This is a genomic window from Paenibacillus sp. CFBP13512 (assembly GCF_005233705.1).
Lineage (GTDB): Bacteria > Bacillota > Bacilli > Paenibacillales > Paenibacillaceae > Saccharibacillus > Saccharibacillus nuruki.
Window position 1 is genome coordinate 14,128 of record NZ_QGAD01000010.1, and the last position, 17,761, is coordinate 31,888.

Genomic DNA, 17,761 nt, shown 5'->3' on the forward strand with positions numbered 1-17,761 from the left:
TTTTAACTTCCATATTTCAAAAAGGAATTGTCATTTTCTTGACGATTGATCTGTGGATAGCAAATAATGGTGGGTGACAAAAATGTTACTTTTTGTTGAATAATGTGTTTAAACGCATTACTTACTGTTTAATAATCATTCACGAGGCTCTGTTGTTAGAAGCTGTTAGAAGCTTCATATTGACAATGTATGCAGTTATTTTGCCGAAAAGGAGGATCGATCATCAGTACCACATAGAAGCGAAGAGCCGAATACTTAATGCAAGACCCCATGAATGGATTGAAGAGCACATATGATCTAACCATAACAATAACGGAGGTATACGATTCATGATCAACAAATCTAAAAAAGCTTCACTTCTATTAGCGGCTACGATTTTAGGTACAACAGCAGGTAGTTTTTTGGTAGCGCCAAGCGCTCATGCAGCGATCGAAAGCAATGTCGTTAAAAATGATATTAACTGGGATATGCCTTCTGCTCCAGCAGCACCTTCTGATGTAAATGCTCGTGCAGGTTCTGAACAAGTGGTATTAACGTGGGCACCTATAGATAATGCCAAAAGTTATGACGTTAGACGTTATAATGTAATCAATAACACATATGATAGTGTAAAAGCGAATGAAACGACTGTTTTGACAACAGGTGTAACGGATGCAGTGTATATGGATACTTCCGTAACAAACGGTCAAATTTATGGTTATGTAGTTAATGCTGTGTATGGTGATGGACAGGTGAGTCAAATGTCGATGCCTGTGATCGCTACACCAATGGAATTATCCGGAAATGTGAAAGACTCGATCGTGTTGCAATACAAATCAGGAACAACAGCAGGTACGAACAGTAGCGTGATTCAACCTACATTCAACATTATGAATACAAGCGGTACACCTGTAAACTTGAGCGATATTCGTGTTCGTTACTATTTCAATGGTGGAAAAGAATTAACAGCTAAAAACTTCTCCGCAGGTAATATCAGTTTTGGTTCTCGCAATATTGAACCTAACTTTGTTAGCTTAGAGAAAACATACAAACAAGCAGACAGTTACCTTGAATTGCTATTTAATGCTGAAGCGGGAATTATCAGAGCAGGTGACGAAACAGGCCCAATGACTTTTACTATTCAAAAAAATCAAAGTGGCACTTCTCAAGACAATGATTATTCCTACAATAACAGCTCCGAATTAACAGAATGGAATAAAGTAGCTGTATACTATCAAGGTGATCTTGTATGGGGAACAGAACCTGATCTAAATAACTAATATCGTGCTGGTGCAAAAAGTGATCTTTTAAAGATCACTTTTTTTGCTTTACCATATAATAAAATTTCAACTACATACGTGATTGATATTAACTTATACTTGCATAGTTACTTTCTAAATGGTAATATACTTATATAAAATAACTAAAGAAAAGAAAGGGACTTTCCTATGAATACTTCCGTGATTAGTCCAGCACTTCAAATCGGACTTGTTAAGCTTCGTATCAGTCAATTAGAACGTTCATTAACGTATTATACCGAGGTTATTGGACTTAAAATATTACGCCAAGATCATAAAACAGCAGATTTAACTGCCGATGGACATACAGTACTGCTTCAACTAGAAGAAATTGAAAATGCTAAAATTTTACCACGCCAATCGGTGGCGGGTCTGTACCATTTTGCTATTCTGGTTCCTGATCGTACAAGCTTGGGATTGGTTCTTCGTAATCTTGCAGTTCGTAATCAACAGATTGGGCAAGGAGATCACTTAGTAAGCGAAGCTTTATATTTGTATGATCCAGATAACAATGGGATTGAAATTTACGCCGATCGTCCTCGTTCTACATGGCAAAAAGATGAGCGCGGGCAATATATTATGGCAACAGATCCTGTCGATGTTGATGGATTATTAGCATTAGCTGAAGGTAAAGAATGGACAGGGCTTCCAGCAGGCACTATTATTGGGCATGTTCATTTCCATGTACCTACATTAGCAGCGGCTCGTCAATTTTATGTAGATATCTTAGGATTTGAAATTGTCCTTACCGATGATCGTAGTGTGCTGTTTATCTCAGCGGGTGGATACCATCATCATCTTGGTCTGAATGTATGGGCAGGTGTAGGTGCTCCTGTAGCTCCAGCGGATGCAGTAGGCATAAGCTATTATACTTTGAAAATGCCAGATCAAGCTTCAATTCAAGAAGTCGCTCATCGTGCCCGAGCAGCCGGTATTCCTGTTGAAGAAAAAGAAGGACAATTGTGGTTAACCGATCCTTCTCATATTCAAGTTCGTTTTTATAGTGATGCTTCTTAAATCAACTATGTATTCAATTACAAGATGTGAAATTAAGATTATCAATACAAAAAAACCGATGCGTTGATGCACCGGTTTTTTTGATGATGTCTTTTTGTCTTTTTAATAAAAAGAGTCAGTATTCATATCTGTTTCTACACCGTCTTCATAATAAGTGTCTTCACTATATGAGCCTTCGCTTGTTCCATAAGCAAGTGCAGCAATAAAAGCAAACACGATAAAAGCGATCATAATTAAATGAATTAATGTACCTAGTCCACCACAGATTAAGCCTGCAATTGCCATACCTTGACCTGCTTGTCTACGTGTTTTTAATTCCTTCAGTGCGAGAATACCAAATATAATTCCCAATATTCCGATCACAATACCTAATCCCGGTAGCATGAGCAGCGAAGCTAATGAAGAAATACCTAGAACAAGAGCAGCGATCGCTTTACCATTATTGGTCATCGGGTATTGGGGTGGATAAGGAGCAAATGGGGGAGGATTCTGATTGCCAGGTGGATAATTCGGTTGATGTGGGTCCATAAAAGTACCTCCTTAAAATATGTATAATTGATCCGCTTTTTTTACTTCTTATCATACCATTGAATCCACATATAAAAAACAGGAGACTTTTCTGGCGGGAAAAGTTTCCTGTGGGGTAAACCATACTATAGGGTTAGCAAACGTTTAGATCGAAGTATGACTTGAAAGCGGACGAGTTAGGTTCAAATACATCGCAGTCAGCTCATCAAACCATGTTTTGTCTTTGCTGATCAAAGCGATATCGATTAGATTTTTCAATTGTTCTGGTTCTAATGTAACAGCATCTTGAAAAGAAATTTCTGCTGAAGCGGTAACTACACCTAGAGAATCTTGTTGTAAATATACACGGATCGTACTGTCCATATATTCTTGTCTCAAAAAGTAAATAATTTCGCTCATCAGAATCGGACGAGAGTGAGTAGGGTAGGTACACTCCATAACTTTAACCCAATAATGCTTGTTAGTGAGTTGAACTAAACCGTTCTCGTCAATCAATCTATGGTCTGCTTCAATATGGTAACTAAGATCGAATGTTTGTATAGGGAAATTTTTGCTTAATTGTTTATGAAGGACAGCATAAATTTCTTGTTCGTTTAATTTAATCATGCTAATCATTCCTTTGCTATTATATATTTTTATAAAACGTTTTGGATTGTAAGGGTCAGGTCAACTTTTCAGGTGATGATTTGCAGATTATCAAGCTGTTAAAATATATATCGGTCAATAGACTCATATTTTGTATATATTTTGTCGAAAAAAAGGAAAAAATGTTATAGGAAATGAGGACTATATATGTCAGAAGTTGAAGATCATTTAAAAAAGGGGCTATCTATTCTATTTATCGGTTTTAATCCAAGTCTGAGATCTGGAGAAGTAGGGCATCATTATGCTAATCCACGCAACCGATTTTGGAAAATTCTTTATGAAGCTGGTCTTACAGATCGCTTGTATACACCTGGTGAAGATAGTGAGCTTTTGGAATTAGGTTATGGATTTACTAATATTGTTTCTCGTCCTACACGAGGGGCAGAAGATATTCTGCCAGAAGAATATGCGACCGGTCGACAAGAATTACGAGAGAAACTTACAAAATACCAACCAGAGATTGCTTGTTTTGTCGGTAAAGGAGTCTATCTTCAATATAGTCAACGTGCCAAAGCATCATGGGGGTTCCAAAAAGAACCTATAATAGAAGGAATACGAGAATTTGTAGCTCCTTCTTCTAGTAGTCTGGTGCGAATGCCTGTTGACGATATTATTGATATTTATCGACATCTTTCTGATGAACGATAAGGGTAAATTAGAATACAATCAAAATAAAAGATTGAACAAAATAAAATTTGACAATATGATCAAAAACCGTTTTAATTATGTAGACCGATCGTTATAATGAATTTGAAGGATGTGAATGTATGGGTGAAAAGTCTAACTCACGCGATCTGATTGTAGAGACAGCAGCGAGACTTTTCTTTTCACAAGGGTATCATGCCACAGGGCTGAGCCAGATTATCAAAGAAAGCGATACGCCTAAAGGTTCTTTGTATCATTATTTTCCAAATGGCAAAGAAGAATTAGCTTATGTCTGTATTGAAAAGACGAATGAACATGTATTGGAAAAGTTCAAAGCTGTTTTTGAACAACATCAGACAACAGGCGATGCGATTCAAGCCTTTATTCGCGATATGGCAGACGATACTGAAAAATCCGGATTTACTGGCTTTTTACCCTTTAGTTTTTGGGCAGCAGTAGAGACTTCGTGTATTAGTAACAAATTGCGCTCCGCTTGTCAGGACGTATTTACAGATTGGCAAGAAGTGATTGCTGATCGTTTACAGCAGGAGGGTGCTTTGGAAGTTCGTGCTAAGGAAGCAGCATTACTCATGATCTCGATGATGGAAGGGGCTTTGATTATTAGTCTGACCAATCAAAGTAAACAACCTATGTTGACAGCAGCAGACTATTTGTCAGCGATGATGAAGACAGCAGTATTAACAAAATAAACAATAGATAGAGACAGTTTTAGGAGGATGGGAACGTGGACGTAAGTATGAACGCAGATGCTATCAAAGATCAGCCTGAAGGAAGAAAGTACAAAGTATTACCGATTATGATTTCATTGCTATTGAGTGGATTTATCGGCTTATTTAGTGAAACAGCATTGAATGTAGCGATTAGCTCATTGATGGGACTACTTAGTGTAGATGAAGCTACGATTCAATGGTTAACAACAGGATATCTATTGGTATTAGGTATTCTCGTACCTGTATCCGGATTATTGCTACAATGGTTTAGCACAAGACAACTATTTATTACATCGTTAACTTTTTCGATTGTCGGAACGATTGTTGCGGCTTTGTCACCTAACTTTGAAATACTGTTAATTGCACGTGTATTACAAGCAGTAGGTACAGGATTATTGTTACCACTACTATTTAATACCATTTTAATTATTTTCCCGATTGAAAAGCGTGGAGCAGCCATGGGCTTGATTGGTCTAGTTATTATGTTTGCACCAGCGATTGGTCCTGCAATATCAGGTTTGATTTTAGCTAATTTAACATGGCACTGGATTTTCTGGATTTCATTGCCGTTTCTTGCAATTGCTTTGATCTTCGGAATATTGTTCTTAGAAAATGTATCTAAGATCACCAAACCTAAAATCGATATTCTTTCGATTGTGTTATCAACACTTGGATTCGGCGGAATCGTATTCGGATTCAGTAGTGCAGGTGAAGGTTCTGGAGGATGGGGAAGCCCTGTTGTAGTCGGAACATTATTATTAGGAGCTGTTTCATTGTTATTGTTTGGCTTCCGCCAGATGAAGATGAAGCAACCAATGATCAATCTTCGTGCTTTCAAATTCCCGATGTTTACAATCGGTCTGATTCTTGTATTTATCTGTATGATGATGATCTTATCTTCTATGTTGATCTTACCGTTATACTTGCAACAAGGTATGGCTTTGACGGCTCTAGGAGCAGGTCTTGTATTATTACCGGGTAGTCTACTGAATGGTTTCTTATCTCCAGTTATGGGTCGTTTATTTGATAAATTCGGTCCGAAATGGTTAGTGATCATCGGTTTGTCGGTTGCGACGATCGCTTTGTTCTCATTCACTAGAATTCATTCAACAACGCCTGTCGGTCTGATTATTGGATTGCATACCGCACTAATGGTGGGTATATCTATGATTATGATGCCAGCACAGACGAATGGTCTGAATCAGTTACCACGTGAATACTATCCAGATGGTACAGCGATTATGAATACATTACAACAGGTGGCTGGTGCGATTGGTACAGCATTGGCTGTAAGTATTCTAAGTGCAGGTCGTGCTAACTTCTTAAGTGGAGTCGATAACCCGAAAGATCCAGCGAATGTGCTGTCCGCATTTACAGTAGGGGTGCAACATGCCTTTATCTTCGCTGTTGTGATTGCCGTTATCGGTCTGATATGCGCATTATTTATCAAACGTGTCAATGTAAAACACGGTATGTAATGATGTGATTAAGCCATCTGAACTCCTCAATCTGGGGATTCAGATGGCTTTTTTAGTCCTATTATCGCAATAGCTTTGGTAGGAATATCATGATTTAGTTTAAAAGATAAAGTACACCTATACTATATAGAAGAAAAAAAGGAGAATCATTATGATTACGATCGATCCAGCATCTATAACCAATATAGATAATTATAAATTAATCACCGGTTCTGTTATTCCAAGACCGATTGCGTTTGTGACCAGTCAATCGAGTACAGGAGTGCTTAATCTAGCTCCTTTTAGCTATTTTAATATAGTCGCTTCTGATCCACCTATTCTTTCCATTTCTGTAGCACGTAAAGGCGGTGAAATGAAAGATACTGCTCGCAATGTAATCGAGAATAAAGAGCTGGTCGTTCATATTGTGCATGAAGAATTAACCGAGCAAATGAATCATACAGCAGCTTCATTGCCCAGTGAACAGAGTGAACTTGAATTAACAACGCTTCATACTGTCCCTAGCGATAAAATCAAAGTACCTGGTCTTGCAGAAGCTTTGATTCGATTTGAGTGTGTGTTAGAGCAACATGTACCGATTAGCAATGATAGTGGTGAGATCGTACAAGATTTATTGTTGGTACGCATTATTTGTTATCATTTTGATGAAAAAGTAGTCGATGCAGAGCACTTCTATATCTGGGCAGATGTATTGAAACCTGTCGCTCGCCTAGCAGGGAATAACTATGCAGGATTGGCAGAGCAATTTACAATAGAACGTCCAAGTTAAATCTATAATGAAGTGATATCGAATAAAATATCTAAAAAAAGACTGAGCCTTGATAATAAGGTTCAGTCTTTTGGCGATAAAGTAGGCTTAATCCATAATTTTGAAAGATTGATCCAACCAAATGCATCAGGATATAACCCTTGAAAAGAAGGATCAAATAGCAACTTTTGATTAGAATGATAAACAGGTATAAATAAAAATGAAGTGTGTAAAAATTGCTCAATCTTCTCAACATGCTGACTATAATCAGGTAACGGTGTAGCAACAAAAGGAACAAGTAATTGATCTAACTCTTTTAACTGAGCAGGATTCAATAATTGACGTACATACGTTGATCGGTTACTAAAAAAGTTAAGCAATCCCCAGACGATATTTTCCTCTAACATTTCCTGTCCCATAAATAAATCGGCTTCTTGCATCACTGCTTTGGAAGCAAATGAATCACGCGGGCATAACGTGAGGATCAGACCTATAGAACGTGCACGATCTTGTAACCATTTGCAGACTGCATGATTTTCTGCCCGATTCAGATAATTGAGTTTCAAAGGTTGTCCTTGATAGTCCGTTTGTTGCAGATATTGACGTGCTTGCTCTAATGAATACGTTGGAGCATGGGTTTGTTTGCTTTTCCACGGAAATAAGCTATACGCAGGCTTTAACCAATACTTAGAACATTGCTCTGTCAACAGTGGACGATCTAATAACATATGAATCACTTGTCTAAAAGTGGAGTCATGTTGAATCCCTTCTTTGCAAAAATTGAACATAATAAAATTACATCCAATCACTTTGTAATTCACCTGCGCAGGATCAGTATAATCTGTAGCCTTATTCTGACGAAATAGCTGATAACGTCGATCTGCTTGATAATCAGCCGTTACAAAATAAATATCCACACGATCCAACAGCGATCTTCCTTCAAAATAAGCATCAAAAGCATCAAGTACAATATGATTCTCACTAGAAGCGGTTAAGCGAAAAGCCCCTGTTCCGACCAATTGTCGACCTCGATCAGCCATATCATGATCATGCGGAAGAATGGACATACATAATGAACTAATATAATTCAGGAAAAAGGGATCAGACCGGTGTAGATAAAAGCTGATTGTATAATCATTGTGAATTACAACAGAGTGAACATGGGTGAATTGCCAAAAAGCAGGCGAATCCAAATCACGTAGGCGTTCCCATGTATATTTTACATCCTCTGCGGTCAATATGCGTCCATGATGAAATCGAACTCCTTTACGCAAATAAAATGTCCAACATTGATCGGTATCATCGCTTTCCCAATAATGAGCCAGTTGAGGTATAAAAGTCTGTGATTCAGCTTGATATGTAATTAATAAGCTACAAATTTGACCGATCAAATGAGATTCAAACGCTGTAAACACAAATGCTGGATCCAATGACTCCAGAATACGACTCTGGTTAATCCGCAGTACATCCAGTGTCTGAGAACCATGATGCTCAATATGAAGTCCAAACTGCTGTTCAAGCCGATATTGAAGACGCTGAACATAAGTATGGGGTAACTGTGGATGTTGTAACCATTGTGCGGCTTCTTGCAATTTACCTTGGGTGAGTAGTTGCTCAAAATAGACACTTAATACATGTTCAAGTGAGTGGAGTATCGTTAGCGTAGAATGATGTCCACGTCCACGACCGCTCTGCCAGTGAATATATCCTTCTTCTTGAAGTTTGCGTATGATCCACTTTACATTGCGGGTTGTACAGTGCAGAAGAGATGCTAAATGATCAATTGTTAAAGTATGTGTACTATGTAGGTCTGGATCATCTAATGACAATAGAATCGTTATGTAATGCTCTTGATGCTTCATATCTTTATCTCCTAAGCTGTATTGACTTGTAATATATAAAAGGGGAAACGATTGATTTAATCTTACTCTTTTTCTTCCTCTTTCTCCAGCTGATAATAAGATGACTGGAAGAGGAGGAATAAAGAATGGAATTTTTGCAATTGCACCGGACGATTCAACTGCGTATTTTGACTACATTTATTACCCGATTAACAGGAACGATGATTTTTCCATTTATGGCGATTTATTTTGCTGGCTATTTAGGTGCAGGCATTGCGGGTATTTTATTATTTTCTAGTCTGATCGTTCAACTGATTGCTAGCTTATATGGTGGGTATTTAGCTGATCGCTGGGGACGTAAAAAGGTAATGGTATGGGGAGAAGGTATTCAATGTATAGCTTTTCTAGGCATGATGCTAGCTAACTCGCCTTACTGGCAGTCGGCATGGTTTACATTTGCGATGATGATTATACATAGTCTCTGTAATGGTCTGATCATCCCTGCTTCAGATGCTATGTTAATCGATGTAAGCACACCACAGACACGTACACTAATGTATAGCATCAATTACTGGTCGATCAATCTGGCGATTACATTCGGGGCATTAATTGGTGGAGCGATGTTCAGTTCGCATCGGATGGCGTTATTTGGACTATTGGCGATCACAGGTTTGATCATCTGGTTAATTACGATCTTTTTGATTACAGAAACCTATGTACCACAGACTCATGTACAACAGAAGAATCATATACAACAGACCAAGCAATGGAATATTATTTCTAATGGAAAATTGATTATTCGCAATTATCATCAAGTCTGGAAAGACCGGCTGTTTATTCTATTTGTATTAGGTAATATGTTATTGTTATCGACTGAATTTCATTTGACTCAATATATAGGAGTTCGTCTGCAAAATGAATTTGTTCCACAAACGATAATGATCTGGGGCAATGGACAGCTAGAACTAAATGGTATCAAGATTCTAAGTATGATCCAGATCGAAAATACAGTCGGTATTGTACTCCTTTCATTATTTCTTGCTGGAGTGATCCGTCGTTCTAAACGTCAAATTTCTTGGATGAATGTAGCGGTTCTTATCTATATTACCGGATTTGCAGTGATGGCATTTAGCAATACACTATGGATACTGGCTGGAGCGATGCTGTTAGCGACTGTAGGAGAATTGATTCATGTACCTATTCGTCAATCTCTGCTAGCTCAAATTATTAATGATCAATCTCGTAGTTCTTATATGGCTGTTCATGGAATGGGGACCCAAGGAGCTAGAGCCATAGCGGCTCTTGGGATTACTTTGGGCGTATGGATACCTTCCTATGGTATGTCGGTCCTTATTGCTATGGTTGGATTAATAGGATTCCTGCTTATTTCTTATGTCATCAGTCGGGTACAAGCTTCGGCAAAAGCAACTTCGACACAAGGGGTTACCAAAAACCAAGTAACATTGTAAGATATAGAAAGTTGAGAACTAGCGTGCATATTAATGTATAAGCAACAGCATGTCTTAGGGGGGATTAACATGAGTAAAGGATCAAAACCGTTAAGCGGAAAAACAATCGTTATTGCAGGTTCAAGAAAACTCGATGAAATGTCAGCATTAATTGAGAAACAAGGTGGAGCAGCGATTGTTCGCTCACTACAAGGTGTAACCACATTCAAGGAGCAAGAAATGGAGCAAGAATTGCTTCTGTTTATTGCCAATCGACCAGAATGGGTTATTTTCACAACTGGAATAGGAGCCAAAGCATTATTCGATGCCGCAGATCGTCTAGGAATCAAAGATCAATTTGTAGAAACGGTGCAACAATCTAAAATCGCTATCCGTGGCTACAAAACATATAATTTTCTCAAAACGCAAGAATTAGCTCCAGACATTCGGGATTCTGATGGAACGATGAAAGGTCTAGAAGATCAATTAGAATCGACCACATTTACAAAAGAACAAATATGGATACAATTGCATGGCGAGCCTGCTCCAGATCTTGTTCAGTTTTTGGAAGCAAAAGGAGCCTCATCTGTACATACCTTATTGCCTTATCTTAATATTGCACCGGAAGCGGACACGTTAAAGCAATTGCGTCAGGAGATCCAGCAAGGAGAGATTGATGCGATTTGCTTTACAACAGCGGTTCAAGTTCGCTATTTATTCAAAGATGCTCGTGAACATGGATATGAAGAGGAATTACGATCTGCTCTCAATCAAGGCGTGCTGGCTGTTTCTGTAGGCAAAGTGACTTCAGAAGCACTGACTCAAGCAGGGATCACCCGAATCGTAGCTCCTGAAAATGAACGAATGGGCGCTATGATTGTAGAAATGGCGAAGTATTTTGAACAATAAAAAGTCTATTCATGAATAATTTGTGTACTCTAATGAAATTTTTCAGTTTATTTCATTGAAAAAGGTTCATTCTCATGTAAGCTTATGATAAAATAAACTATTATGTAGTGAAGGAGAAATACAAAGATGACTATACCTAAAACGTTAACTATAGCCGGATCAGATACAAGCGGTGGAGCTGGTATTCAAGCCGATTTAAAAACTTTTCAGGAATTGGGCGTATATGGCATGACCGTGCTTACCACGATTGTTGCTATGGACCCTAAAACATGGGATCATCAAGTATTCCCTATTGATCTGAAAGTAGTTGAAGCGCAGTTGCGTACTGTACTGGATGGTATCGGTTTTGATGCTTTGAAAACAGGTATGTTGGGTTCGGTAGAAATTATTGAACTGGTAGCACACCATCTGAATCGTTATCCAATGGATCGTGTTGTTATTGATCCTGTAATGGTATGTAAAGGCACTGATGAGGTTCTTCAACCGGAAAATACAGAAGCGATGTTAGAATTCTTGATTCCAGGCGCAGATCTAGTGACTCCGAACTTGTTTGAAGCTTCTCAATTAGCTAAAACAGGTCCTATCACTACAGAAGATCAAATGAAGCAAGCAGCGGCAATTATTTATGAGCGTGGAGCGAAGCATGTATTGATCAAAACACGCGGTAAGATTAAAGAAGGCAAAGCATTGGATTTGTTATATGATGGTCAAACATTTGACTGGTTCGAAGTGGATGCTATTGCTACGGAATTTACACATGGTGCAGGTTGCACAACTTCCGCAGCAGTAACAGCTGGACTTGCTAAAGGATTGTCTGTCAGAGATGCTTATGCTGACGCTAAAAACTTCATTACTCAAGCAATTGCTAACGGATTCCGTCTGAATGACTTTGTAGGTCCAACCCTACATGTGGCACACCGTTTGCAATTGAAATAACAGCATCTGGAGCGGAGGATTGCTCAATGAATCGCTTATCCAAATCGTTACTCGGTGGAGCGCTAGTTTTACTTTTGATGATCATTAGCGCTTGTTCTGGAAATAGTACACAACAACCGTCATCCATGGATAATGGAACCACAGAACAATCAACACCTGCTACTCCTTCGACTGAAGGCAGTACAGACCAACCGGCAACAGGTACTGAACCAGCAACAAATACAGACGGAACGTCTTCAAGCACAGAAGGTTCTACTGAAACAGCAGACAATGGTGGCAAAGAAACGGTCCCTGCTGCCAAACCAGAACTGACTCCTGCTAACGAAGGTCAAGTCGATATTACGATTGTACAACAAGGCCCTGGACAATTTTTTGTACGTCTTAATGAATTTCCAGAAGGATATCTTGTTAGCAATTTAGACTGGACTGGACCAGGATATAGTGAAGCAGCTACATTTGATGAAGCTGTGAAGAACGGTCAAGAAGGCAATAATGGATTCTACGCAAGTAGCGATCACCGCAATTTTGGCTTCATTTATGATGGACATATTGCTGGTGAAGAAGGCAAGTTCACATTAACATTCCGCAATCAAGCCGGAGACGAATTAACGTGGTATAAAGATCTAACATTGCAATAATATCGCTTGGCAATATAAGCGATACTTCATCTATTTCAATGAAAAGTGATTTTTGTAAAGCAAAATATCTTTCTATCGCTTGGCAATATAAGCGATAAAATGTGTTACATGCTGTACTAAATACTCAAGCCTCTGCCGATATATGCGGTAGGGGTATTTTGAGGGATATTTATGAAAAAAGATGCACAAATAAGCAGTATGTATGCAAATGATGTAAATTACATGATTATCACAAAAATAAACGAGAGCACTGCAAAGATCAGTGCAAGAGAGGAAATATTATAATGAGAATCAATACATTCAAAACAGAACAAAACTTAGACCGAGGACATTTAACAGCAATCGCTAACGAAGCTTCACGTTTTGCTTCTGATATTCGTATCGCATTTGGTAACCCTGACAACCGTAGAGAAGTAGACGTAAAAAGCTTGTTGGGTATGATGTTGATGATTATCCCTGCTGGAACAGAAATCGAATTAACAACTCGTGGTAAAGACGAATTGGAAGCTTTGGAAAATGTACAAGCATTATTTGAACAAGTTTTGTTCGCTCCATCTGTATAATATCTCTTTCATGTAACTCAACAATTATAATGCATTATAAAAAAACCTTCTGTCTTTTGTAGACAGAAGGTTTTTTGCTGATGATATCGGGTAATAGATAGCAAACTCCTACCAGAAGGTATTCAGTTGCCATTTTACTTAAAAGCGATCGGTTCGATACTTTTTGGGCGTGATTCCTGCATGCTTTTTGAAAGCTTTGGAGAATGAAAATAAATCAGGATAACCGACAGAGTAAGCAATTTCAGCTAGAGAATAGTTGGTTTCAGTAAGTAATTGCCGTGCTTTACTCATTTTTAGACTACGAATATATTCAGCAGGCGGAGTCTGATGAACTAGATGAAATTGTTTGCTAAAGTGAGTCCGATGTACGCCCACATGACTTGCTACATCCGCAACCGTAATTCCGCGATCATAATGACTATGAATATAAGCGATAGCTTCTTCCATCCATGAAGTGGTAGAAGATAGAGTATCTGCTACATAATGATTAATATGAGAAGGATGATCCGAGGATAATTCGGCAAAAATACTATATAACAATTCCAATCGTCGTAATTCGCTACTAAATTGATTCGAATCTTCATTGGTAGATAGAATACGTTCGAACTTTTCTTCCAGTTGATCAAATAACTCTGCACTCACTTCACTATACCCTTGATGCATACCACTTTGTTCTATAAGTAACCTGGCTTGAGGACCTGTAAAACAAATATAATACGTTTCCAAGTCTTCATCCATATTATTAATATATTCAAAAGGTTCATTGGGAGAAATACACCATACATTGTAAGAGCCAAGAATATAGCTTTGCCCTTTATGAATAATAACTCCACCATGTCGATTAGCGATCCAAAAGCAATTGTCGATGCCTGTAAACAACCGCCTACTTTGAGCCTTTAAAAAATAACGACCTGCTTGAGCAATTCTTAATCCTCCGGATTGTGAGAATAAGGAAGGAGAAATAAGAAACCGTTCAACCACTTCACGATTTGTTTCAATAGAACGAAGCATATTGAACGTTCATCCTTTCCAAATATAATCTAACTTCTTTATTATATACTACATAATGACAAAATAATACAAGACAAAATGACATTGTTCGTTTACAATCAAATTGCTATGATCTAAATCATGGTATTCCTACTAAAATGATGGGTTTTCATAAGATTGATCATTTTCATTGATGTACCAATAGATTCTAAACAGCAGATGGAGGACGTATAATGAAAAACATGAAAATGAAATCTTCTCTTGTCTTGGCACTTACTTTACTACTTACAGTGTTTCTATCTGCCTGCGGAAATAGCTCTGACAGCTCAGCAGATGGTAAAGTAACGATTAGCTTTTTACATTGGCGTGGGGAAGATACACAAGCTTTCCAGAAAATTATTGATCAATTTGAAACTAAAAATCCAAATATCAAAGTAGATATGCAGACTTTAACTTCAGATCAATATCAATCCACAGCTCAAGCTAAATTAACAGATGGTTCAGTCGGCGATGTATTTGCCTCTTTCCCGGGTGCACAATATGCAGCTCTGTCCAAAGCAGGTCTATATACAGATTTAACCAACGAATCGTTTTTGAAAAATTATAACGCTGACCTTATTGATGTTGGCGCTAAAGATGGAAAACAATGGGCGGTTCCTTACCAACTGGTCTACAACCAACCTATTTATAATACTGAAATTTTCAAAAAATATAATTTGACGCCTCCAACCGATTGGGATGGATTCCTTAAATTATGTGCAACACTCAAACAAAATGGAATTATTCCGATTGCTTTTGCTGGAGCAGATATTGGACCAGGGCAATTTATGAATACAATGGTTATGAATAATGAACCTAGCGAAGATATTTTCACCAAAGTGGAAGCTGGACAAGCTAAGTTAACAGATGAATTCTGGGTCAAAACGCTAACTCAATTTAAAGAGTTAAATGATAATGGTTACTTCCAAGAGAACTCACTCGGTACAAAAGATGCAGCAGCAGGAGCTTTATTTATTCAAGGTAAAGCAGCTATGTTAGCTAGTGGTTCTTATCAATTAGCTCAAAATGCGAAACAAAATCCAGAGCTCAAACAAGCATTATTAGCACCTATTACTGTATCGGCAGATCAAGCCAAATATGAAGGTGTACACACCAGTACATTCATGTTAGGTGTTAATAGCCGTTCTAAACATTCAACAGAAGCGAAGAAATTCCTTGAATTTTTGAGCCAACCGGATGTAGCAAGTCAGTATGCGAATGAAACCGGACAAAATGTAACCTTAAAAGATATCAAATATGATAGTCCAGAATTGAACATTGCAGGCGATTGGGCAGATAAGAAAACATTATTCCAACCTCGTTTTACGATTTTAAATTCAGAAAATCAAAAAGCAGTGACGAATTCAATTCAAGCTGTACTGGGCGGAGCGACACCTGAACAAGCAGCACAGGATGCACAAGCGATTATTGATCAACAAATTAAATAAATGATGAACATATAATGAACGTATAAGGGAGAAATAAAACGCGCTTGTTCATATTAAAGCGCTGAAGGGCAAGGTAATAGGACTTATGATGAATCGCAAAACACTTTGGTTCTTTATGCTACCCGGACTGTTATTGTATACAGGGCTATTTATTTACCCGGCTCTATCTGGCTTATTTTATTCATTTACTAATTGGGATGGAGTCTCGACTTCGTATGATTTTGTAGGTATATCGAATTACAAAGATAGCTTCGATAGCATTGTATTCCGTAAAGCATTTTTTAATAATGTAAAGTTTATGTTGACGGTTGTTATTATTCAGACGATCGTATCGTTAATTCTTGCACTTATTTTGGCTAAAAATACGCGTACCCGTGTATTTCTACGTGCATTGTACTTTTTTCCAGCGATCTTATCTTCGGTATCTGTAGGTTTAATCTGGTCGTTTATTTATGATCCTTCTTTAGGATTATTGAATACGGCATTAACAAGTGGTGGACTGGAGCAATTTACAGCTAGCTGGACAGGAGACGCCAATATTGCGCTCTATGCGATTGCTTTTGTACAAATCTGGGCACATGCTGGACAGATGATGATCGTCTTTATTGCCGGTCTGCATGCGATTCCGGAAGAGTTGATGGAAGCAGCACGTATTGATGGAGCCACACGTTTTCAGATTTTCCGCAAAGTCACATGGCCATTACTAGCACCATCTGCAACCATTGTTGTATCTTACACAACGATTCAATCATTCAAAGCGTTTGATTTGATCTTTGTCATGACAGATGGTGGACCGAACTATGCGACAGAAATTCTGACGACGTATATTTATCATCTTGCCTTCTCTAACTATTCATTCGGTCTCGCTTCCGCAGGCTCAATGATATTCCTTGTTCTTCTAGGTTTATTGACGATGGCACAATTCAAAGCTCTTCGTAGAGGCGGTGCTAACGGATGATAGAACACCGAATAGACAAGCAGCAGGATGGTGATCTGTGATGAAATGGATCGGACGTATAATTATGGTGCTGTATGCTCTTCTTGTAGCGGCACCCCTATATTTTGTAATGACTTCTTCGTTCAAAACCAGTCAGGCGTTTTTTGCTAATCCGTTAAGCTGGCCGAATCCGTGGACGATTCAAAACTTTGTATCCATTTTTGATGCTCAACCGATGTGGCAATATTTCTGGAATAGTGCCCGTGTCACACTGAGTACAGTTGCGCTAGATCTATTTCTAGGTAGTCTGATCGCTTATGCGATTATTCGTTTGGGTGGACGTATGGGAAGATATACTTTTGTTTATTTTGTGGCTGGATTGATTATCCCTTCACAAGTAAGTATGTTGCCTTTGTATTCATTAGTACGACAACTGGGCTGGTCTGATAATCTGGGAGCATTGATTCTAGTGACCGCAGCAGGGTTATTACCTTTGACTGTATTTACATTAACCGGATTTATGGAAATGTTGAGTAAAGAAATGATGGAAGCTGGCAGTATAGACGGTGCAAGCGAATGGAAAATTTATTGGCGCTTAATCTTGCCTTTATCGGGTCCTTCACTTGCAGCAACAGCAGCGTTCTTGTTCGTTATGGTCTGGAATGATCTGTTGATACCAATGTTATTGATTAACAGTACCGACAAATTAACATTACCACTAGCTCTAATGCAGTTCCGTGGTGAATATGTTACAGATTACACATTGCTGTTAACCGGAGTGGTCATCACCGCAGTTCCTATGGTGATATTGTTTATTTTCTTACAACGATTCTTCGTTACAGGAATGACAGCAGGTTCTGTTAAAGGGTAATTTAGCATGTAGTACGCATAGGAAGTATAACTAAAAAGCCAGTTTGCCAAGAGTTCAATACTCAAGGTGAAC

At 38.3% G+C, this 17,761-nt stretch carries 18 protein-coding genes; 14 read left to right on the plus strand and 4 right to left on the minus strand.

The window, feature by feature from the left end; all coding sequences use genetic code 11:
- The first annotated feature begins 329 nt into the window (after nt 1-329).
- Complete coding sequence (locus tag PaeCFBP13512_RS14995) at nt 330-1,259, plus strand: cellulose binding domain-containing protein (protein ID WP_137224139.1); 930 nt, start codon at nt 330-332, stop codon at nt 1,257-1,259.
- Nucleotides 1,260-1,427: 168 nt separating this feature from the next.
- Entirely contained in the window at nt 1,428-2,294 is an 867-nt protein-coding gene (locus tag PaeCFBP13512_RS15000; protein WP_137224141.1) for a VOC family protein, read from the plus strand.
- A gap of 102 nt (nt 2,295-2,396) precedes the next feature.
- Here PaeCFBP13512_RS15000 and PaeCFBP13512_RS15005 read toward each other — a convergent pair whose 3' ends face one another.
- Entirely contained in the window at nt 2,397-2,822 is a 426-nt protein-coding gene (locus tag PaeCFBP13512_RS15005) for a DUF4190 domain-containing protein (protein ID WP_137224143.1), read from the minus strand.
- Nucleotides 2,823-2,966: 144 nt separating this feature from the next.
- The gene (locus tag PaeCFBP13512_RS15010; RefSeq protein WP_069328220.1) at nt 2,967-3,428 is read right to left on the minus strand and encodes an IDEAL domain-containing protein; all 462 of its coding nucleotides are present in this window, start codon (nt 3,426-3,428) and stop codon (nt 2,967-2,969) included.
- 186 nt (nt 3,429-3,614) lie between these two features.
- Between PaeCFBP13512_RS15010 and PaeCFBP13512_RS15015 the strand changes: the two genes are divergently transcribed.
- The 4 genes from PaeCFBP13512_RS15015 (at nt 3,615) to PaeCFBP13512_RS15030 (ending at nt 7,090) form a co-directional block, all read left to right on the plus strand.
- Nucleotides 3,615-4,115 (plus strand): mismatch-specific DNA-glycosylase, encoded by a 501-nt coding sequence (locus PaeCFBP13512_RS15015; RefSeq protein WP_069328221.1) that lies wholly within the window; start codon nt 3,615-3,617, stop codon nt 4,113-4,115.
- A gap of 119 nt (nt 4,116-4,234) precedes the next feature.
- Nucleotides 4,235-4,822 carry a TetR/AcrR family transcriptional regulator gene (locus PaeCFBP13512_RS15020; RefSeq protein WP_069328222.1) on the plus strand — a complete coding sequence of 196 codons (588 nt, stop codon included), beginning with the start codon at nt 4,235-4,237 and terminating at the stop codon, nt 4,820-4,822.
- A gap of 47 nt (nt 4,823-4,869) precedes the next feature.
- Nucleotides 4,870-6,321 carry a DHA2 family efflux MFS transporter permease subunit gene (locus tag PaeCFBP13512_RS15025; RefSeq protein WP_137224339.1) on the plus strand — a complete coding sequence of 484 codons (1,452 nt, stop codon included), beginning with the start codon at nt 4,870-4,872 and terminating at the stop codon, nt 6,319-6,321.
- A 151-nt stretch (nt 6,322-6,472) separates the two neighbouring features.
- Complete coding sequence (locus PaeCFBP13512_RS15030; protein WP_137224147.1) at nt 6,473-7,090, plus strand: flavin reductase family protein; 618 nt, start codon at nt 6,473-6,475, stop codon at nt 7,088-7,090.
- 62 nt (nt 7,091-7,152) lie between these two features.
- Here PaeCFBP13512_RS15030 and PaeCFBP13512_RS15035 read toward each other — a convergent pair whose 3' ends face one another.
- Nucleotides 7,153-8,931: an ABC transporter substrate-binding protein gene (locus PaeCFBP13512_RS15035; RefSeq protein WP_137224149.1), complete on the minus strand. Its 1,779-nt coding sequence runs from the start codon at nt 8,929-8,931 to the stop codon at nt 7,153-7,155.
- 125 nt (nt 8,932-9,056) lie between these two features.
- Here PaeCFBP13512_RS15035 and PaeCFBP13512_RS15040 point away from each other — a divergent pair, with 125 nt between their 5' ends.
- The 5 genes from PaeCFBP13512_RS15040 to PaeCFBP13512_RS15060 all read left to right on the plus strand — a co-directional run bounded on the left by PaeCFBP13512_RS15040 (nt 9,057) and on the right by PaeCFBP13512_RS15060 (nt 13,404).
- Entirely contained in the window at nt 9,057-10,379 is a 1,323-nt protein-coding gene (locus PaeCFBP13512_RS15040; protein WP_137224151.1) for an MDR family MFS transporter, read from the plus strand.
- A 69-nt stretch (nt 10,380-10,448) separates the two neighbouring features.
- Nucleotides 10,449-11,267 carry a uroporphyrinogen-III synthase gene (locus PaeCFBP13512_RS15045; protein ID WP_137224153.1) on the plus strand — a complete coding sequence of 273 codons (819 nt, stop codon included), beginning with the start codon at nt 10,449-10,451 and terminating at the stop codon, nt 11,265-11,267.
- Between the two features lie 126 nt (nt 11,268-11,393).
- Entirely contained in the window at nt 11,394-12,203 is an 810-nt protein-coding gene (thiD, locus tag PaeCFBP13512_RS15050; protein WP_069328227.1) for a bifunctional hydroxymethylpyrimidine kinase/phosphomethylpyrimidine kinase, read from the plus strand.
- Nucleotides 12,204-12,229: 26 nt separating this feature from the next.
- Nucleotides 12,230-12,841, plus strand: coding sequence for a hypothetical protein (locus tag PaeCFBP13512_RS15055; protein WP_069328228.1), 612 nt, complete (start codon nt 12,230-12,232; stop codon nt 12,839-12,841).
- A gap of 284 nt (nt 12,842-13,125) precedes the next feature.
- The gene (locus PaeCFBP13512_RS15060) at nt 13,126-13,404 is read left to right on the plus strand and encodes an HPr family phosphocarrier protein (protein ID WP_069328229.1); all 279 of its coding nucleotides are present in this window, start codon (nt 13,126-13,128) and stop codon (nt 13,402-13,404) included.
- A gap of 138 nt (nt 13,405-13,542) precedes the next feature.
- Here the strand turns inward: PaeCFBP13512_RS15060 and PaeCFBP13512_RS15065 are convergent, their stop codons facing one another.
- On the minus strand, nt 13,543-14,415 hold the full coding sequence (locus PaeCFBP13512_RS15065) for an AraC family transcriptional regulator (RefSeq protein WP_137224155.1): 873 nt from the start codon (nt 14,413-14,415) through the stop codon (nt 13,543-13,545).
- A gap of 212 nt (nt 14,416-14,627) precedes the next feature.
- Between PaeCFBP13512_RS15065 and PaeCFBP13512_RS15070 the strand changes: the two genes are divergently transcribed.
- The 3 genes from PaeCFBP13512_RS15070 to PaeCFBP13512_RS15080 all read left to right on the plus strand — a co-directional run bounded on the left by PaeCFBP13512_RS15070 (nt 14,628) and on the right by PaeCFBP13512_RS15080 (nt 17,689).
- Complete coding sequence (locus PaeCFBP13512_RS15070; protein WP_241669397.1) at nt 14,628-15,881, plus strand: ABC transporter substrate-binding protein; 1,254 nt, start codon at nt 14,628-14,630, stop codon at nt 15,879-15,881.
- An 85-nt stretch (nt 15,882-15,966) separates the two neighbouring features.
- Entirely contained in the window at nt 15,967-16,839 is an 873-nt protein-coding gene (locus PaeCFBP13512_RS15075; protein ID WP_069328231.1) for a carbohydrate ABC transporter permease, read from the plus strand.
- A 40-nt stretch (nt 16,840-16,879) separates the two neighbouring features.
- On the plus strand, nt 16,880-17,689 hold the full coding sequence (locus PaeCFBP13512_RS15080; protein ID WP_069328232.1) for a carbohydrate ABC transporter permease: 810 nt from the start codon (nt 16,880-16,882) through the stop codon (nt 17,687-17,689).
- Nucleotides 17,690-17,761 lie beyond the last annotated feature (72 nt).